The organism is Ignavibacteriales bacterium (assembly GCA_026390595.1).
Taxonomy (GTDB): Bacteria; Bacteroidota; Ignavibacteria; order UBA10030; family UBA10030; genus UBA9647.
Genome location: JAPLFQ010000015.1, coordinates 101834 through 120080, shown reverse-complemented (window position 1 = coordinate 120080; position 18247 = coordinate 101834). Strand labels below are relative to the sequence as shown.

Annotated in this window: 19 protein-coding genes; 10 read left to right on the top strand and 9 right to left on the bottom strand. The window is 54.6% G+C overall.

Annotated features, from left to right (window positions below; all coding sequences use genetic code 11):
* Position 1: 1 nt before the first annotated feature.
* The 7 genes from NTU47_06505 (at position 2) to NTU47_06475 (ending at position 6789) form a co-directional block, all read left to right on the top strand.
* Positions 2 to 607 carry an HAD family hydrolase gene (locus tag NTU47_06505; GenBank protein ID MCX6133450.1) on the top strand — a complete coding sequence of 202 codons (606 nt, stop codon included), beginning with the start codon at positions 2 to 4 and terminating at the stop codon, positions 605 to 607.
* 20 nt (positions 608 to 627) lie between these two features.
* Positions 628 to 1791, top strand: coding sequence for a hypothetical protein (locus tag NTU47_06500; GenBank protein MCX6133449.1), 1164 nt, complete (start codon positions 628 to 630; stop codon positions 1789 to 1791).
* A 10-nt stretch (positions 1792 to 1801) separates the two neighbouring features.
* Positions 1802 to 3046 (top strand): hypothetical protein, encoded by a 1245-nt coding sequence (locus NTU47_06495; protein MCX6133448.1) that lies wholly within the window; start codon positions 1802 to 1804, stop codon positions 3044 to 3046.
* A 26-nt stretch (positions 3047 to 3072) separates the two neighbouring features.
* Positions 3073 to 3510 carry a ribose 5-phosphate isomerase B gene (gene rpiB, locus NTU47_06490; protein ID MCX6133447.1) on the top strand — a complete coding sequence of 146 codons (438 nt, stop codon included), beginning with the start codon at positions 3073 to 3075 and terminating at the stop codon, positions 3508 to 3510.
* Between the two features lie 120 nt (positions 3511 to 3630).
* Positions 3631 to 4935 (top strand): serine hydroxymethyltransferase, encoded by a 1305-nt coding sequence (locus tag NTU47_06485; GenBank protein ID MCX6133446.1) that lies wholly within the window; start codon positions 3631 to 3633, stop codon positions 4933 to 4935.
* A gap of 82 nt (positions 4936 to 5017) precedes the next feature.
* Positions 5018 to 5797, top strand: coding sequence for a twin-arginine translocase subunit TatC (gene tatC, locus NTU47_06480; protein ID MCX6133445.1), 780 nt, complete (start codon positions 5018 to 5020; stop codon positions 5795 to 5797).
* On the top strand, positions 5791 to 6789 hold the full coding sequence (locus NTU47_06475; GenBank protein ID MCX6133444.1) for a polyprenyl synthetase family protein: 999 nt from the start codon (positions 5791 to 5793) through the stop codon (positions 6787 to 6789). The genes tatC and NTU47_06475 overlap by 7 nt, the downstream gene beginning before the upstream one ends.
* Positions 6790 to 7074: 285 nt before the next feature.
* Here the strand turns inward: NTU47_06475 and NTU47_06470 are convergent, their stop codons facing one another.
* The 6 genes from NTU47_06470 to NTU47_06445 all read right to left on the bottom strand — a co-directional run bounded on the left by NTU47_06470 (position 7075) and on the right by NTU47_06445 (position 13763).
* Positions 7075 to 9000, bottom strand: coding sequence for a TlpA disulfide reductase family protein (locus NTU47_06470; GenBank protein ID MCX6133443.1), 1926 nt, complete (start codon positions 8998 to 9000; stop codon positions 7075 to 7077).
* Between the two features lie 51 nt (positions 9001 to 9051).
* The gene (locus NTU47_06465; protein ID MCX6133442.1) at positions 9052 to 9591 is read right to left on the bottom strand and encodes a universal stress protein; all 540 of its coding nucleotides are present in this window, start codon (positions 9589 to 9591) and stop codon (positions 9052 to 9054) included.
* The gene (locus NTU47_06460) at positions 9533 to 10165 is read right to left on the bottom strand and encodes a cyclic nucleotide-binding domain-containing protein (protein MCX6133441.1); all 633 of its coding nucleotides are present in this window, start codon (positions 10163 to 10165) and stop codon (positions 9533 to 9535) included. Before NTU47_06460 ends, NTU47_06465 begins: the two co-directional genes overlap by 59 nt.
* 12 nt (positions 10166 to 10177) lie before the next feature.
* On the bottom strand, positions 10178 to 11101 hold the full coding sequence (locus NTU47_06455; protein ID MCX6133440.1) for a branched-chain amino acid transaminase: 924 nt from the start codon (positions 11099 to 11101) through the stop codon (positions 10178 to 10180).
* A 44-nt stretch (positions 11102 to 11145) separates the two neighbouring features.
* Positions 11146 to 12267 carry a hypothetical protein gene (locus NTU47_06450; protein ID MCX6133439.1) on the bottom strand — a complete coding sequence of 374 codons (1122 nt, stop codon included), beginning with the start codon at positions 12265 to 12267 and terminating at the stop codon, positions 11146 to 11148.
* Positions 12268 to 12548: 281 nt separating this feature from the next.
* Positions 12549 to 13763: a pyridoxal phosphate-dependent aminotransferase family protein gene (locus tag NTU47_06445; GenBank protein ID MCX6133438.1), complete on the bottom strand. Its 1215-nt coding sequence runs from the start codon at positions 13761 to 13763 to the stop codon at positions 12549 to 12551.
* A gap of 117 nt (positions 13764 to 13880) precedes the next feature.
* Here NTU47_06445 and NTU47_06440 point away from each other — a divergent pair, with 117 nt between their 5' ends.
* The 3 genes from NTU47_06440 (at position 13881) to NTU47_06430 (ending at position 15785) form a co-directional block, all read left to right on the top strand.
* Positions 13881 to 14864: an NAD(P)-dependent oxidoreductase gene (locus tag NTU47_06440; protein ID MCX6133437.1), complete on the top strand. Its 984-nt coding sequence runs from the start codon at positions 13881 to 13883 to the stop codon at positions 14862 to 14864.
* 42 nt (positions 14865 to 14906) lie between these two features.
* Complete coding sequence (gene crcB, locus NTU47_06435) at positions 14907 to 15281, top strand: fluoride efflux transporter CrcB (GenBank protein MCX6133436.1); 375 nt, start codon at positions 14907 to 14909, stop codon at positions 15279 to 15281.
* A gap of 150 nt (positions 15282 to 15431) precedes the next feature.
* Positions 15432 to 15785 (top strand): DUF190 domain-containing protein, encoded by a 354-nt coding sequence (locus tag NTU47_06430; GenBank protein ID MCX6133435.1) that lies wholly within the window; start codon positions 15432 to 15434, stop codon positions 15783 to 15785.
* Between the two features lie 39 nt (positions 15786 to 15824).
* Here the strand turns inward: NTU47_06430 and NTU47_06425 are convergent, their stop codons facing one another.
* The 3 genes from NTU47_06425 to NTU47_06415 form a co-directional block, all read right to left on the bottom strand.
* The gene (locus NTU47_06425) at positions 15825 to 16154 is read right to left on the bottom strand and encodes a hypothetical protein (GenBank protein ID MCX6133434.1); all 330 of its coding nucleotides are present in this window, start codon (positions 16152 to 16154) and stop codon (positions 15825 to 15827) included.
* A gap of 356 nt (positions 16155 to 16510) precedes the next feature.
* The gene (locus NTU47_06420; protein MCX6133433.1) at positions 16511 to 17509 is read right to left on the bottom strand and encodes an inorganic phosphate transporter; all 999 of its coding nucleotides are present in this window, start codon (positions 17507 to 17509) and stop codon (positions 16511 to 16513) included.
* Positions 17510 to 17529: 20 nt separating this feature from the next.
* On the bottom strand, positions 17530 to 18177 hold the full coding sequence (locus NTU47_06415) for a DUF47 family protein (protein ID MCX6133432.1): 648 nt from the start codon (positions 18175 to 18177) through the stop codon (positions 17530 to 17532).
* Between the last annotated feature and the right edge of the window lie 70 nt (positions 18178 to 18247).

Genomic DNA, 18247 nt, shown 5'->3' with positions numbered 1-18247 from the left:
CGTGAAGGTTGAACAGGTTGGACTTTTCTTCGACCGCGACGGCACTCTGAACACCGAGCTGGATTTCTTATCCCGTCCTGAAGAGCTTCACCTCATCCCCAATGCCGCCCGGGCCATTCGAGAGGCAAACGAGTTCGGAGTCAAGGTTTTTATCATCACAAACCAATCCGGAATCGCACGGGGGCTGTTTACGGAGATGGACCTTGCAGGCATCCACAAGCGTCTAATAACCATGCTCGCCCACGAGGGAGCCCGGGTTGATGCAATCTACTACTGCCCCCATCATCCGGAATACGGGCAGACGCCGTACAAGAAGGATTGCGATTGCAGAAAACCAAAACCCGGGATGTTCAAGAAGGCGGCAGAAGAATTCGGCATCAAGCTTTCCCGTTCGTATGTCATCGGCGACCGGTGTATCGATATGCTGGCCGGCAAGGCAGCAGGCTGCAAGACGGCACTCGTGCTCACAGGGTACGGATCCGTTGAACGGGGAGACTGCGGAGATTCCAACGCTCCCGATTTCGTTGCCAGTGACGCCTACGAAGCCTGGCTTCAAATAAAAGAAGTGCTGTCGCAGCGCCATCACGCGCGTCTGCATGGCTCATGATCAAGTATGGAGTTGAAGAGTTGAGATCTCATATTGCCATTCCGCTTCTCGCAGTCCTTGTTCTCCTGTTCCTCGCCGGTTGCACGGAAACCCCGACCACGGTGGGAGCCAAGCTCCTTCCCCAGGATGATTTTCTGCGCCTCGACACGGCCGTCGTTTCCTGCACCAGGAGCTTCAACGGACCCGTCATTGTCGCGACATCCAGCGCTCCGAGAGTGCTTATCGGAAACGTCGACAATCTCCAGTGCTGGGGCCTGTACCGGTTCGCCCTTCTTCCCGATTCGATCAAGACGCTTCCGATCGTGAGTGCGGAATTGAACTTGCGAACCATCTATCACTTCGGCGACTCGCTCGCCCCCTTCTCCATGTCGGTTCATCAGATTCTCATGAACTGGGCAAGCGATTCCCTGACGATCGATACACTCAGAGCCGCCGGCTTCTACAATACGGCTTCGAGCGGAGTCTGGAATTCCAGCTCGATCGGCGATACTTCGACGCTGAGCATCCCCCTCGACACGGCGATGATCCGATCCTGGGGAGCCTATGGCGATTCGGTCATCAGTAATTTCGGCGTTCTTCTTCGGCCTACCAACAGCCGCGTCGTGAAGGGCTTTGGTTCATTCACAACCTCAGATGCTTCCTTCGGCCCCCAACTCCTCCTTCGGCTCAGGAACAAAGCCGGGAACATCGATACGCTGAAGGTCATCACTGGCACGCACCGGACTGTGACGACAGGGATCAATGCGGGCTGGGCGTCTGACAGCACACATCTTTGGGTGCAGGAGGGCGGGGCCAGCCGCGGGTACGTCGAATTCGATGTCAGCACCCTCCCGGCCCATGCTGCGATTCACAAAGCCACTCTGGAATTGACGCTCGACGCGACGCGTTCAAAGTTCAACTATTTCACAGCCGATTCGGTCTTTGCCTTCTTCACGGGGGACGATGGGATCACGCTCTCCTACATCGCCGAGATCGGCTCCCCGGTGCAGTCCGGCGCTTCGAAGATCTATCAGTTCCCCGTCGGATCGTTCGTTCAGCGCTGGGTCCGTGGAGCAAAAGTGAAACGTATCGCAATTGCGGGCTATGATGAGAGCTTCGCCCTTGATCTCTTCTCGTTCTATGGCGCTCAATCGACCAAGGCCATCAAGCCCAAGCTTACAATTATCTACTCGATCCTTCAATGAGGGATATTGAATGAAGAAATTACGAACGTTGAGAAACCTCTCCCTGTTTGCCCTGCTTGCCTCGGCAGCCGTCGTGAGTCAGGCCGTGGCAGGGGGCTCTACCTATTCCCGGTTCGGGGTCGGAGATCTTGTCCGCTATGGCGGCAGCCGACTGGATGGGATGGGCGGCGCGGGGATCGCACTCACGGGTGATGGGTTCCTCAACCTCTTGAACCCGGCGGGCATTGGAAAGATCAAATACACTCGGTTCGCAGGCGGGTATGAGTTCATGAATTTCAGTTCCACGGACGCTTTAGGCAACGGGCGTTTTGCGCGGGGAGCATTCAAGGGAGCTTCGTTCGGCATCCCGATAGACAAGGAATACGAGATTGCCACTCTTATCGAGGCCTCCCCTTATTCCACGGTCAACTACGCGACGCAGACGCAGGACTCAGTGGTACAGCAGGACTTCTACGGCACAGGCGGTCTCTCGGTTCTCTCGTTCGGCGGAAGCGTTTCGCCGGTGAACAAGCTGACGCTTGGAGCGAAACTCAATTATATCTACGGCCGAATTCGTCAGACAGGCAACTTTCAGTTTCTCGATGCGTCGTTCACGAACAGCGAGATTCAACGATCGGATTTCTACTCCGGATTCAATGTTGTCCTCGGGGGAATCTATGAAGGAATCGGAGATCTCCTCGGCTCGTCGGCGTTGCAGCCTCTCACGCTTGGGTTCATTCTCTCGACCCCGACAACGCTCTCTGTCAACCACGAAAGCGTGCTCACGTCATCGTCGTCAACCGACACCACCTATGCGGCCGCCGGCACGACCGATCTTCCCATTGCCTACGGACTGGGGCTTTCCTACTCGATCGCGAACCGGTTTGTCTTCACGGCAGATGTGTATCACCAGCAATGGCAGAACGCGAAATTCCAGGGGAACACGCTGCCGGGATTCAGAAACACGACCCGGATCGGCGCCGGATTCGAAGCTCTGCCCGGTGGCAATCTCGAATCATTCTGGAAGAGAGTTGCGTACAGGGGCGGCATGTACTACAACGCGACCTCGTATGTCTTCAACGGCACGCCGATCAACGAAATGTTCGTGACGGGCGGCCTGGGGATTCCCATCGGTCCCGAGGCGAGGCTCGATGTGAACCTGCATCTCGGAACACGGGGGACGACCTCCAACAATTTGCAGCGGGACACCATCGTGCGGCTCACCGTGGGGGTAAGCGCCAGCGAAGTGTGGTTCATGAAAGTCGAAGACGAATAGGAACTCCTCAGGGTAAGGAAACCACCATGATTGCCCTTGCGAGCGATCACGCCGGATTTGAGTACAAAGAAAGCATCAAGAAGCTCTTGGATGAGCTGAAGCTTCCGTACGCTGACTTCGGACCGGCCACGAACGATGCAACTGATTATCCGGAATGGGGGCATCTTGCCGCCCAGGCCGTAAGCCGCGGCGAATGCGAACGCGGCATTCTCGTGTGCGGCACGGGTATCGGCATGTCCATCGTGGCGAATAAGCACAAGGGGGTCAGGGCGGCAGTGTGCGAATCCGTTTCCGCAGCACGGCTGGCACGTCAGCATAATAACGCAAACGTTCTGACGATCGGCGAGCGCCTCACCGGCTGGGAAGCGGTCGCAGATATCGTCAAGGTCTTCGTCTCGACATCGTTCGAGGGGGGCCGCCACGCACGAAGAGTGGACAAGATTCACACGTTAACAGATCTTTGACGGATCACCCCGCATCGCGACACGCCGGCAGCACAATCGTTTGAGCATACACCCGCCGGAGCCGGGCTTCCCCGAACAGTTCGTTCACGACACACCATCTTTGAATAACGAGCAGAACCTATGCGACATCTCCAATCAAGCGATATCGAAGTCTTCAATGCCATCCAGAGTGAAGTGAACCGGCAGAATTCCAAGCTCGAGCTGATCGCATCAGAGAACTTCGTCAGCTACGCAGTGCTGGAAGCACTCGGTTCCGTACTCACGAACAAGTATGCCGAAGGATATCCCGGCAAGCGGTACTACGGGGGGTGCGAGTATGTCGATGTTGCAGAGAATCTCGCCCGCGACAGGGCCAAGAAACTGTTCGGGGCCGATTACGCAAACGTTCAGCCTCATGCGGGTTCCCAGGCGAACATGGCGGTCTACTTTACGTTCCTCAAACCCGGGGACAAAGTCCTTGGGATGAACCTCTCTCATGGAGGCCACCTTACGCATGGCTCTCCCGTGAACTTCTCTGGACAGCTGTACAACTTTTCGTCGTACGGTGTTTCGAAAGAAACAGGGATCATCGACTATAACGATGTTGAAACCGTCGCCAAACGCGAACGCCCGAAGATGATCACCGTCGGCGCGAGCGCGTATTCGCGGAACATCGACTACAAGGCCTTCCGCGCAATTGCGGACCAGGTCGGCGCATTTCTGTTCGCGGACATTGCCCACCCTGCCGGCCTCATCGCCAGCAAGTTGTTGAACGACCCGATTCCGCACTGCCACGTCGTCACGTCCACGACGCACAAGACCCTGCGGGGTCCACGCGGCGGACTCATCCTGATGGGCAAAGATTTTGAAAATCCGTTCGGACTGGTGGCCCCGAAATCCGGCCGGACAAAGATGATGTCGGAACTGCTCGATTCGATGGTCATCCCCGGAATTCAGGGGGGACCGCTGATGCACGTCATCGCCGCGAAGGCCGTCGCTTTCAACGAGAACCTTCAGCCCCCATTCATCGAGTACTCGAAGGCGGTCATCAGGAACGCCCAGGCGCTCGCTGCTGCGCTCGTGAAACAGGGCTTCAATATCATCTCCGGCGGGACAGACAACCATCTGATGCTGATCGATCTGCGCAACAAGAATGTCACCGGCAAGGATGCACAGGAAGCCCTCGACCTGGCTGGCATCACCGTCAACAAGAACGCCGTCCCTTTCGACGACAAGTCTCCCCTCATTACTAGCGGCATCAGGGTCGGTACACCGGCTTTGACGACGCGGGGAATGACGGAGCGTGAGATGGAGATCGTTGCCGGATTCATCAATCGCGTCGTTACAAACATCGGGAACGAAGCGGAGTACGGCCGGGTCCGGAGCGACATCCACCAGTTGTGCTCATCCTTTCCGCTGTATTCTGAACTAAGACAAGCCCAATAGGTCCCCCTCAGTGCTTCGTGAGTTCATACTTCGGGTAGTGCGCGGCAAGGGCGCCAAGGACTTCGAGTTCGATCAGAGAGAGATGTCCTTTCTCGATCACCTCGAGGAACTGCGCTGGCACATCGTCAAAGCGGCCGCCGGCCTGGTGCTCGCCATGATCCTTTGCGGCGTCTTTGTTGAATTCCTCGTCCAGAAGGTGCTGCTCGCCCCCCTCCTCGCGGTCGGTCTCAAGGCTCAGGTTCTTGCACCGTACGGAATCGTCATGCTATACATCCAGGCGGTGCTCGTCAGCGGCCTGGTGTTGAGTATGCCGAACACGCTCTACTGGCTCTGGAAATTCATCGCCCCCGGACTCATGCCCAACGAACGCCGGTACGTGTCTGGCATCGTTGCATCGACCTCCTTTTTCTTTTTCGCCGGATGTGCATTTGGGTACTTTGTCCTGGTCCCCACTGCCCTTACCTTTTTTGCCGGCTTCGGCACGGCGAACATAGCGCTCAATATCGCTGTCGACCGATACATCACATTTCTCCTCGCTCTCGTGCTGGGCACCGGCCTCGTGTTCGAGCTTCCCATGGTTGCCTACTTTTTGGCGAAGTTGGGGATCGTCTCCGCCGCCTTCATGCGGAAGTACCGCCGGCATGCGTATGTCGTCATTTTACTCGTCGCCGGGATTGTGACACCGACGCCCGACATGGTCACGCAATTGCTCATGGCGTCTCCGATGTTCGTCCTGTACGAGTTGAGCATCTTCATCGTCAAGGTTGTCTACAAGAAGAAAGCGGAGAAAGAAGAGAAGGACGAGACAAACTCCACGAAGTCGCACGAAGACACAGCACAGTCCGATGAAGAGCTATGGTAACCGCCCGGGGCAGTGGCACTGCATCGCTTGACCATATCAAGCGGCCAGTTGACTCAGAACTGAAGGAATTCGGCGGATTCTTCAGAGACGCAATGCGCTCGCGGGTCGGGTTGATTGACCTGATTGCGAGATACATCGTCCGGCAGAAAGGCAAGCGCGTCAGACCGATTCTGGTGTTCCTGAGCGCCAAAGCCTGCGGCGATGTGAACGAGAGCACGTATCGCGCTGCAACCCTCGTGGAGATATTGCACACCGCCACCCTCATCCACGACGACGTGGTTGACGATGCGGATACACGCAGGGGTCTTGCGTCCATCAACGCCGTCTGGAAGAACAAAGTGGCTGTTCTGATGGGTGACTACCTCCTCTCGCGCGGCCTTTTGCTTTCGCTCGAAAACAAGGATTACTACTTTCTCCACCGCACGTCCGATGCCGTCAAGCGCATGAGCGAAGGCGAACTTCTCCAGATTCAGAAGAGCCGCCAGCTCAACATCGATGAAGAGACCTACCTGAGAATCATCAGCGACAAGACAGCATCGCTCCTTTCTACCTGCACGGAGATCGGAGCCGCCAGTGCAACGGAGGATACGAATCGCCGGCAGCAGATGCGCGATTTTGGCGAGCATGTCGGCATCGCGTTCCAGATACGGGACGACCTGCTCGACTATCTCGGGCGCAGGAGCATCATCGGAAAACCGACCGGCATCGATCTGAAAGAAAAGAAGCTGACCCTCCCGCTGATTTACGCCCTTCACAAAGGGGCACCAAGCGACGCGAAGCAGGCGTTGAAGATCGTGAAGAACGGAGCAAAGCAGAAAGAGATTGCATGGGTTGTCGATTTCGTGAAGCGGATGGGAGGAATCGACTATGCAGTGGAACGTGCGATGCATTATTCAGATCTCGCACGCACGGATCTGGCCACCCTGCCCGCCTCCGAATCCAAAGAAGCGCTGCTCGAGTTTGTTGATTTTGTGATGGAGCGGGAGAGTTGAGGGGGAGTAAGAAGTACGGAGTATGGGAGTACTGAGTATGAGAGTAGCCCCGGGATTTATCCCGGGGTACAATGGACATCAAGAACAAGAAACCCCGCCTGGATTATCAGACGGGGTTTTGTGTTTCTGTGAGCCTGCTACGATCCGACTCCACTCTCATCGGGAGCTCAGCTCCCGATGAAACCTGGGCGATCGTGAGCAAAGCTCACGATCAGCAGATCAGCATTGGGTCATTCCCAGGACAAGGCAGCGCCCCGCGCTGCTCAGACTGACGTCGGTTGATTTCTATTTCGATGATGAGTAGAAATTGTCATCCAGCAGCATGTCGAACTGCGTGATCATTTCATCCACCATCTTCTCACCAGTGAATCCGATTGTCTTGAACTGGATCATGCCCTTCTTGTCGATGACGAATTTAGTCGGGATGCCCTCGACGCCGTATTTCTCGACAAAGCCTTCGTCATAGAGAACGGGGAACGTATATTTGTTATCAGCCATGAACTTCTTCACAAGGTCCTCCCGCTCCTTCCCCGAGACATTTTCCCACGTATTGAGCGCAAGGATCACGATCTTCGGATTGTCTTTGTACTTGTTGTAGACTTGCTGCAGATACGGGAAGGACGCTTTGCATGGTCCGCACCACGTCGCCCAGAAATCCACCACAACCACTTTGCCCCTGAGATCTGAGAGCTTCACGACTTTTCCCTCGAGGTTCTTGAGGGCAAAATCGACCGCCGGTTTGTTCACGCGGCTTTTGGCAAGATCTTTCTTCATTTCGCTTTTACCGGTTTGCTTTGCCTGCGCAATCGCTTCGTCAAAGCCCTTGTCCGAACCCTTCACCTTGACATATGCGGTCTTATAGGCTTCAAGCAGCTTGTCGTTTGACTTTCCTTTTTGAATGAAGTCAGCACCGACCGCCATCGCCTTGTCGTAGCTTCCGTCTTTCACGTAGCATTCGACCAATCGCTGATTGATATCGGCCTGCTCGCCTTTTGTCAAGTCGACCGCCTCTTTCATCACTGCCGCTGCCTCCTTGGCCTTCCCAAGCTGCAGCAGTCCAAAACCGTAGGTGTCCAGGACCATGCCAAGCGACGACTCATTCTGCTTTTTCCATTGCTTTGCGCTGTAGTACGATGGTTTGGACGCCGGATCGGGGTTTTTCAGAAACTCCACGCCCTTCTTCGCCCAGGCGGTGGCGAGCTCGAGCTGCTCACCCTTCTCGATGAGAGGCCATGCGAGACTGTTGTACATGCCGCCATCTTGTATTGGCATCGATTCTACGATTTTGGCTGCTTCTTCGTATTTCTTCTGAGACATGGCAGCAGTCATGCGAAAAGAGATGAGAGAGTTGTTGTAGTTCTCTTTGTTCTTCGCATCCGGAGGGAATTCCGCAATGAATTTCTCCATCATTGACACCCGCTTGACCGCGTCTCTCTCAGCACGTACTTCGTTCAGCCGCGCACTCTCAGCCACCTTTCCTTTCGGGTTTGCGGCAAGAGCTGCCTTTCTGATCTCCTCTGATTTTTCCTTCATCCCTATTTGCTGATACATGCCGATGGCCAGAGGTAGGAGATCCTCGTTCGAACTGTTCTTGTCATACAGCGCATTCAGTTCACCCTTGATTTTCGCCTTGGTTTCGTCTCCTGGAGCTTCCCGTAACATCATCGACCATTGCATGAAAACGGCGGAATAATTCGCGGGGTACAGCTCTTTCTCAATCGCGAGTTCCTTCTTCATCCCTTCCGCGTCTTTGGTCACCTTGAAATCAGCAAAGGAACCAGACCGGAGCATGGATGCCCATGCAAGGTGCGCACCTTCCAGCGCATTGCCATTTGCGCCACAGATCATCGTTGCCCAGGATTTCTCTCCGTTGTCATCCTTCTGCTCTCCGGATGTGAAGCGGAGAAGGAGCACACGCACCTTCTCATCAGACAGCTTGAACGAAGCCTTCCAGACGCCGCTTTCGGATTTCATCGGCAGCTCATTCAGCTGGGGCATTTCTCCGGATCCCTTGGCAAGCATCACCTCTGCGGTGAGTTCTTTCACGCCCTTCAGCGTCGCGCTCTTGACCGATGGGTTATAGGTGACAACGATCTCGTCGCCGATTTTCGGTTTTGCGGGACTCATCGTGGCTGCCTGATCCTGGGCAACCACGAAGGTTGCCGTCAGCGACATCACGAACAAGATTCCCAACATCATCCTCGTCTTCATACGCCCTCTCCTTCGTTGTAAGTGTTTGATGACAATCCTGAAGCCGTTGTGTTACATTCGCACGAACTCTTTTTCATCGATTCTCACGACCAATACCGGGCAGGGGGCGTACCGCACCACTTTTTCGGCGGTGCTCCCGAACAGAACGTGCTCCATGCCTGAATGCCCGTGCGTGGCGATGATAATCATATCCACCGATTCTTCTTTGGCGTACTGGTCGATTTCGTTGAACGCTTTGCCCGTGCGTACCACACTCCGGGCCGGCACCCGCGTGCCTATCTCCCTCTGGATCAACCCCTCCAACTCTTCGCCGCCTCGATGGCGCAGTTCATCTTCGACGGACGGGAATCCCACCTGGCCGAAGCTGAAATCAGCGGGGTAGACAGTCGGCTCCACGACGTAGAGAAGATCGATGGATGCCTTGAATTGTTCCGCGAAGGGAATGGCGTACTGCAGTGCTTTCTTGGAATGCTCAGAGAAGTCTATGGGGACGAGAATTCGTCCCAATTCGATCGGGGAGTCTCGGCGCGCGCTAGCGCGCTTCTGACGCTTCGCTCCTCGGACCGGCGGTTTTCGTTTCGTCTTTGCCATGGTGGTCCTCCGATGCAAGCGGATAATGTTCTTGAAGATGCTGCGTCGCAGCATCGAGCTGGCTCCGGAGTTTCGAAAGCTCCTTGTCGGTCTTTCGAAGCCGGACAGCGAGAATCTCAGCCAGCCGCATGACGATCTTGAGTCCAAGATCGGTCTTCTGTTCAATCATCTCGAAGAGATCGGTACGGAAAAACCCGATGAGCGAACAATCCGTTCTGCAGATCGCTGTCGCCGAACGGGGAGACTCATCCAGAAGGGCCAGTTCGCCGAAGAAGTCACCGTCGGTGAGAACCGCAAGTTCCTTGTCATCCTCTTCCCCCTCAGCGATCCGGATCGACACTTCCCCTTCCCGGATGATATACATGCCCAGTCCCGGGTCCCCCTGATAAAACACCGGTTCGCCCGCTTTGTACTCTCGTTTGTGTACAATCGCAGCGACTCCCCGTAATTCACGGGCGGAGAGGTCGGTGAAGGCCGGGACTCTGCTCAGAACAGATTCTGTACTTCCGTCCTGGATACTCTTCCCTGAGAAGAGATTCTTCCAGACGGCACTTCCATTCGATGAATGTGACACGGGCAGCCTCCGTCACTCGTAAACGAAATCGAGCCAGTTATGGGGATCGTTGGCGTTATGCACGACATCAAAGAACGCATCCTGCAGGGCCTTCGTAATCGGACCCGGTTTGCCGTTTCCCACTTTGATCTTGTCGACCGAGCGGATGGGGGTGATTTCCGCCGCCGTGCCTGTGAAGAACATCTCGTCGGCAACGAAAAGCATCTCGCGGGGAATCAGTCCTTCCACCACTCGGAAACCCGCGTCGTCGGCCAGTTTCAGGACCGACATGCGCGTGATGCCGGGAAGAATGGCGGAAATCAACGGCGGAGTGTAAATCACGTTGTCCCGGACGATGAAGATGTTCTCTCCGCTCCCCTCGCTGATGTAGCCGGCCGTGTCCAGAGCGATCCCTTCGCTGTATCCATCGAGGACTGCTTCCATCTTGATGAGCTGGGAGTTAAGATAGTTGCCGCCGGATTTCGCCATTGTGGGGATGGTGTTGGGAGCCGGGCGGTTCCACGAAGAAACGCAGACGTCGATGCCGTGCTCGATGGCGTCGGATCCAAGATAGGCTCCCCAATCCCACACTGCGATCATCACATCGACCGGACAAGCCAGAGGAAACACGCCGACTTCACCGTAGCCCCGGTAGGCAAGCGGGCGGATATAGCATGATTTCATCTTATTGACGCGGATCGTGTCTTTCACGGCAGCGATAAACTGGTCCAGCGTGTACGGGATTTCCGTACGGTACATGCGGCAAGAATCATACAATCTTCGCACGTGGTCATGATGCCTGAAGATCGCTGAACCACGCTTGGTGTTGTAACAGCGAATACCCTCAAACCAGCTCGATCCATAGTGCATGGCATGCGTCAGCACGTGGACTTTCGCATCGTCCCAGTTCACCAGCGATCCATTCATCCATATCTTGTCGACTTTTTGTATCGGCATAAATCATCCGCAGTTAGTGATGTGGCCAGTACGGGAGAGTGCGTTTACGTGATCGGCATTTCGTAGATGCGGTACCGTCTGGTGATCTTGCCTTTCATCGCCTCGGCTGACTTCACCATCCTGACATTGTCCTCCAGAATCCAGCTCGCTTCTCCGTACTCATAGCCGAGTTTCTTGGCCCGGACGGCCGTCTCGTAGAACAGGACTCCAGCCGCGCCGGTGTTGAGATACTCGGGAAGCACGCCAAGGACGATAACGCGAACCAAATTAATTTCTTTCTTACGAAAATACAACTGAAACAATCCTGGCAGCAATCTCCCCTTCTTGTTATACCAGAGTGGGACGTTGATATCCGGGAGCGAGAGCCCGAATCCGACAGGTTTTCCCTTGCTTTCCGCAAAAAGGACCAAATCAGGGATCACAATCGGCTTCAGATCGGCGGCCAGGGCATCGATTTCCCCATCGGTCATCGGAACCGCTCCCCAGTTCTTCGCCCACGCGGCATTGTAGAGCTCCTTCACGATTCCGACATCGCGTGCGAAGTTCTTCATGTTCATCGGGCGAACGGTGAGGCTGTTTCTCGATTTCACGAGGCTGTTTGCCCGTTCGAACCGTTCGGTGTAGACCTCAGCCTGGGCGAGCGTGTACGCATAGAGATCCTTCGCTTTGACGAAGCCGTACTGCTCGACGAGTTTCACATAGTATTCGGGATTGTACGTCATCAGTACCGTCGGGCGCAAATTGAAACCTTCAAACAAGAGGCCGTACTCGTCGTTGACTGACGGATTTGCCGGTCCCCGGAATGCGGTAGCCCCTTTCGATTGTACATACTTCTTCGCGGCGTCGAACAGAGCGTTGGCAACCGCCTGGTCATCGATACACTCGAAGAACCCGAAAAACCCCATTTTCTCATTGTGTTCTTTGTCGTGGTTGTAGTTGACGATACCGGCGATGCGTCCCACGATCTGGCCATTCCGTCGTGCGAGGAAAAACTCAGCATCAGCGTGCTGGTAAAACGGGTTCTTCTTCTTATCCATCAGCTTCCGGCGATCCATCAGGAGGGGGGGCACCCAGTTGGGGTTGCCCTCGTAGATCTTCCAGAGAAACTTGATGAATTGTTCGCGATCTGAGTTTGTTACTACCGGCTGGATTTGGATTGCGCTCATTGATTGGCCTCGAGGAGATGGGAAAAATTGAGACTAGCCGGATACGGAAAAACTGAAAACTCTCACCACAAAGTCACAAAGACCCGAAGGGCCCGAATTCAATACATTTCGTTCTGACAAAATACTGCCATTCCTAAAAGCACAGTGTTGTGACTTCGTGTCTTTGTGGTGGTCTCAGTTCTTGTATTTCAGTATCCTCCTAATGTCAGAACAAAAAAGCCGCGACGCGGGCGCAGCGGCTTTTTGACTCCATGTAATACACGCGAGGGGTTGCTGCTCGCTCAGTTGATAGCTCCGACCTTCTTCCCAATATCTGAAAACACGTTGAGAATTTTGTCGAGATGCTCATCTTCGTGGGTCGCCATATAGCTCGTGCGCAGCATTTCCAGTCCCGGCGGCACACCCGGGCGGATAAACGCGTTGACAAAGACCCCCGCTTCAAACAACATCTTCCACATATACAAAACTTTCTCTGTATCGCCGATGATCACCGGGACAACGGCAGAATCGTGTTCGCCGATTCTATAGCCCATGTCTTTCAGGCCCTTGCGCATTTTGCGCGCGTTCTTCATGAGCTTGTCGATGCGCCACGGCTCTGTTTCGAGGACCTCGAGAGCGGCGAGGGCAGCGGCGACAGATGAAGGAGTAGGGCTCGCGCTGAAGATCAAGGCGGGCGCATGGTGCTTCAGGTAATTGATGACCGACCGGTCACCGACCACAAATCCTCCCAGCGACGCAAATGTTTTGCTGAAAGTTCCCATGGTCATGTCGACTTCCTTTTCAAGGCCATAATGGCTCGCTGTCCCCCGTCCCCCTTTTCCAATGACGCCAACGGCGTGGGCATCATCGATGAGGATACGGGCGTTGTGTTTCTTTGCCGCCTTGACCATTTCCGGCAGATCGACGATCTCTCCCGACGTACTGAAGACACCGTCAGAGACGATGAGCTTGGGGGCATCGAGCGGAAGCTTGGAGAGAACAACCTCCAGGTGTTTCATATCGTTGTGCTTATATCGAACGACGGTCTGTGCATCCTTGTCGACGAGTGATCCGGCCCCGTTTGCGATCAGATTTCCGGCAACGATACACGCGTGGTTGTCTTTGTCCGATACCACGTACTCGCCCGGCTCCATGAGAGTCGGGATGATTCCCTGAGCAGTCTGGAACCCTGTGCTGTAGAGAAGGCAATCTTCTTTGCCCATGAACTTCGCGAGACGGCTTTCCAATTCCACATGCAAATCCAGTGTCCCCGTCAGATATCGCGATCCGGAGCAGCCTGTGCCATATTTCTGAACAGCTTTTATGGCGGCTTCCTTCACTTTGGGATGAGTGGTCAGACCCAGGTAGTTGTTCGAACCTGCCATGATAATCTTCCGCCCCTCAATCTGAACTACCGGTCCTTCGCTTTCTTCGATTGCATGGAAATAGGGATAGAGGCCAAGAGCTTTCGTTTCATCGGCGCGCGTGAAGTTGCGACATTTGTCAAATAGGTCCAATGCTACCTCTGTCAGTGGTGAGAAAAGAGATGAGAATCGAGTGGCTTTGCTAATCAGTACTTTTTTAAATATACTTCAATAAGCAAAGAAAGTCAACGAAACCCGAAGGGAGGCTCCATTCCGACCGCTCTCGTTACCGGCGGCACCGGCTTCATCGGAAGCCACACGATTGAGCTTTTGTTGCAGCGCGGATTCAAGGTGCGGTGTCTCGTGCGGCGCACACGATCGAACCTCGGCTGGATCGAAGGCTCCAAGGCAGAAATCGTCCGTGCAAGTTACCTCGATGTCGATACGCTTCGCGAAGCAATTCACGATGCGGAGTACATTTTCCATGTCGCCGGAGTCACGAAGGCGAAGAAGCAGAGCCAATACCACCAGGGAAATGTCGTCGCCACAAGAAACCTCCTGGAAGCGGCAACGGGGAATTCAACCCTCAAGAAGTTCTGCTTCGTAAGCAGCCTCACTGCTGTCGGGCCCAGTCCGGACGGTACGCTTCTCGACGAAGAAGCCCCCTGTCATCCCATCACCGCATACGGGGTGTCAAAACTCGAAGCTGAGACTGTGTGCGAATTGTACTCCCCTCGTCTCCCCATCGTCATACTTCGTCCCCCCGCGGTGTACGGCCCGCGTGACCGCGATCTGCTCGAGATCTTTCGATGGGTAAAACTCGGTCTCAAACCAGTTTTCGGAAGCGACCAGAAGAAACTCAGCGTTGTGTACGGCCCCGAGCTGGCGCGTGCGATGGTCGAAGCTGCGATATCTCCGAAGACTGCAGGGCAGACGTATTTCGTGGCCGACCCGGCGCCTTACCGCTTGTCCAGCGTCCTCGAATGTGTTGCAGCGATGTTCGGAAAGCGAGGCATCAATGTCCGCTTTCCCTCCCCCCTCCTCTACACCCTCGGAGGGATTGCAGAACTCGGTTCCATCTTCAGCTCCAACGCATCGGTCCTCAACGTCGAGAAAGCCCGCGATCTGCTGCAGACGGACTGGGTCTGCAGTCCCCAAAAGCTGGAGGATCATATCGGGTTTAGAACTCAGGTCTCACTTGAAGAGAGTTTGAGAGCAACGATTGATTGGTACAGGGAATACGGGTTGCTGTAACCTTATCAGGGATACACTACAAGATTTCACGAGGAGCATTCATTGCAGAACTATCTCTTGGTATTCGCAGGCGGCGGCATCGGCGCTGTCACACGGTACTGGCTCTCAGGGCTGATCCATCAGCGATTCGGAACTGAGTTTCCTTCCGGGACACTGATGGTCAACATCATCGGGTGTTTTCTGATCGGAGTCCTGATGTCGATGCTTGAAGACAGGTTCGTCGTATATCCGTCCCTGCGGATTTTCCTCACAATCGGAATTCTCGGTGGATTTACCACCTTTTCCAGCTTCAGCTTTGAGACCGTGGCTTTGCTCAGGGATGGCGAAGTCTTCTACGCATCTGCCAATGTACTGCTCAGCGTCGGGACATGCCTCGGCGGCACGTGGCTGGGATACTCCCTCGGTAAGATCTTCTAGCCGGAATTCAGGAATGTACTGTGTTGAAAGAGGATAACCGCGACGAGCACAGAGATCTTGACAGTGACAAACATCCCCCTGTCTGTTCAGCAGAGTGCGCACTTCGCGTTCGGTTTCTTATCATCGCGTCAATCATTCAGAGGGTAGGAGATGAAACTCTCAGGCGACGGCAAGCTGCTCAGGATTTTCCTGGGTGAATCGGACAAGATCGGTCACACACCGCTCTACGAGATCATTGTTCAGGAAGCGAGGAAGAACGGTCTCGCAGGAGCGACTGTGCTGCGCGGGATCGAAGGGTTCGGCGCTAAGAGCCGTGTCATTCACACAGCAAAAATCCTGCGATTGTCAGAAGACCTCCCCATCGTCGTTGAACTCGTGGACACCGAAGAGAACATCAGGCAGTTCCTTCCACGCGTCGATGAACTCTTTGAACAATGCGGCAGCGGCGGGATGGTGACGATTGAAAAGGCGGAGGTGATCAGGTATTCAGCGGGAACAACATGAAAGCGAGGCCGGAGCGAGCAGGAATGACGCTCAAGCTAATCAGCCGACTTCAAATGCGTAAGTATCGTTGCAGGAAACCAGATCCTCCCCTTTCGAACCGTAGACCCGGTATTCGATCCTGTCTCCAGGGTCAAACGAACCCAGGTTGATCACCCAGTACGAGTTGCCTCGTTGTTCGCTGTTTGAATGCCATTGTGCGGGCATCTTGCAGAAGAGTTCTCTGCCATCAACGGTGTACAACGTAATCTCCAGCCAGACCGACTGTCCCCCCTCGATCGGATACGTCCCGATCCACAATTCCACTTCCTGCCCCCCGGCAACATACTCGGGGATGCGTGACGCGTCGACCGTATTATGCCAGATTACCACTGTGCACCTCCTGCTGTACCGCGCTCAGAGCGACCCTTCACACGCAGCGGTAGAATTGCATCGCATGTCTTTCCAGCAGTTTAATCCACGAGCCGAAAAGACGGGCAAACAGACGGAAGTCCGGGAAGCCTCAACCGCCTTCCCATCCGCCAGCTCTCATGATGACCCCATACAAAGTATGTAAATCGCGTGGAGAAAAGCAACAAGATGGCGGCGGCTCTTCCGTTACTTCCCACTAATGAGAAGCATCGGAGATTTGTGTGCGGAAAACAAGGATTATGTGGGTCAGATCGAGGTGTGAACGGGACGAATCAATCTTTCATTGTTAATCCTGGAGGAGTGAATCGACCGCGAAACTATCGAATGGCCAACCGAAGAAAATGGACAAGCTCATACGAGACGGCAGCCACAGCCGCCGCACATGGGATCGTCACGATCCAGGCGAAAACGATTTTTCCCGCGAGGCCCCATCGGACAGCAGTCACTCTTTTCGTCGCGCCGACGCCCATGATCGCTCCGGTGATGGTATGCGTCGTGCTGACGGCGATTCCGCTGAAAGCGGTAACCAGCAGCGTGATGCCACCAGCGGTTTCAGCGCAAAACCCGCCCGATGGTTTCAGCTTGGTCACCTTCTGCCCCATGGTCTTGACGATTCTCCATCCTCCGAACAGTGTTCCGAGAGAAATTGAAAAATAGCAGCTGATGATGACCCACCATGGTATTTCAAACGATTTCAGGACTCCCGTCGTCACGAGAAGAGTCGTGATAACACCCATGGTCTTCTGAGCATCGTTCGTTCCGTGACCGAGACTGTAGAGTGCGGCCGACAAGAGTTGAAGTTTCCTGAACAGGTTGTTCACTTTAGTGGATGACCGGCCGTGGAAGATCCACATCAAGCTCACCATTAAAACAAATCCTATGACCATTCCCATCACGGGGGCGACGGCAATGAAAATGATCGTCTTCGTCCATCCGCTGATGATGAGCGTCCCGAATCCGGCCTTGGTGATTGCTGCCCCCCCTAGTCCACCCATCAGCGCGTGCGAGGAGCTTGTCGGGATGCCGAAATACCACGTCACCAGATTCCACACGATGGCGCCGATCAAGCCGCACAGAATGACATATTCGTTGATGCTTGAGAGCTCGATGAGGCCCTTGCCAATCGTTTTGGCGACCTGGTCTTCGAAGAAGAATGCGGCAGCCAGATTGAAAAAGGCAGCCCACATGACCGCCTTGCGGGGAGTGAGAACCCGCGTGGAGACGATGGTGGCTATTGAATTCGCGGAATCGTGAAATCCATTCAGAAAATCAAAGAAGAGAGCGAACAGAATGATGGCAACGATAAATATCATCATGGCGGGTTGTCGATTTCGGGTTACGCGTTCTTGATGTAGATGCCTTCGAGAACGTTCGCGGCATCTTCGCATTTATCCGTCGCCGTCTCCAGACCGACGAGCAATTCTTTGAGCTTGATGACCTGGATCGCGTCTTTTTCATTTTCGAACAGATCTGCGACTCCCTGTTCAAACACCGCGTCGGCGTTGTTTTCGTACTCATTGATTTTCTGAAATACCCGCTGCAGCTCGTTGGCCTTGTTCAAATCCCGCAACATTCCCACACCGCGGTGGAGCTCGCCGATTGACAGTTGAAGAATGTCAATCAGCCGCACCATGGGCTCAGGATACTCTTTGATCTTGTAGAGGGTGATGCGGTTGGCTGTCCCGTCCATATGGTCCATGACGTCGTCGAGGGCCGATGTCAGTTGGTGAATGTCCTCACGGTCGAATGGGGTCACAAACGTCGCATTGAGCTCGGAGAAGATCTTATGAGTCAGATTGTCTCCGTGGTGCTCAAGTTCTTTGATCTGCATAATGAGCTTCTCTCGGTCTGATCCTTCCTTCGCGACGGAGAGCTCCTTGAGAAGCGCCACGGCATTCACGAGATTCTGTGATGCTTCCGCAAAAAACTTGTAGAATGATTCATCGTGAGGCAGAAGCCTCTGGATTATCTTGTCGAATTTCACGGTCGTCTTCCGTTTCTGGTGGTGTGGGTCGAGTACAGTGTTACGATGACTTTGGTTGCCGGGTAGATTG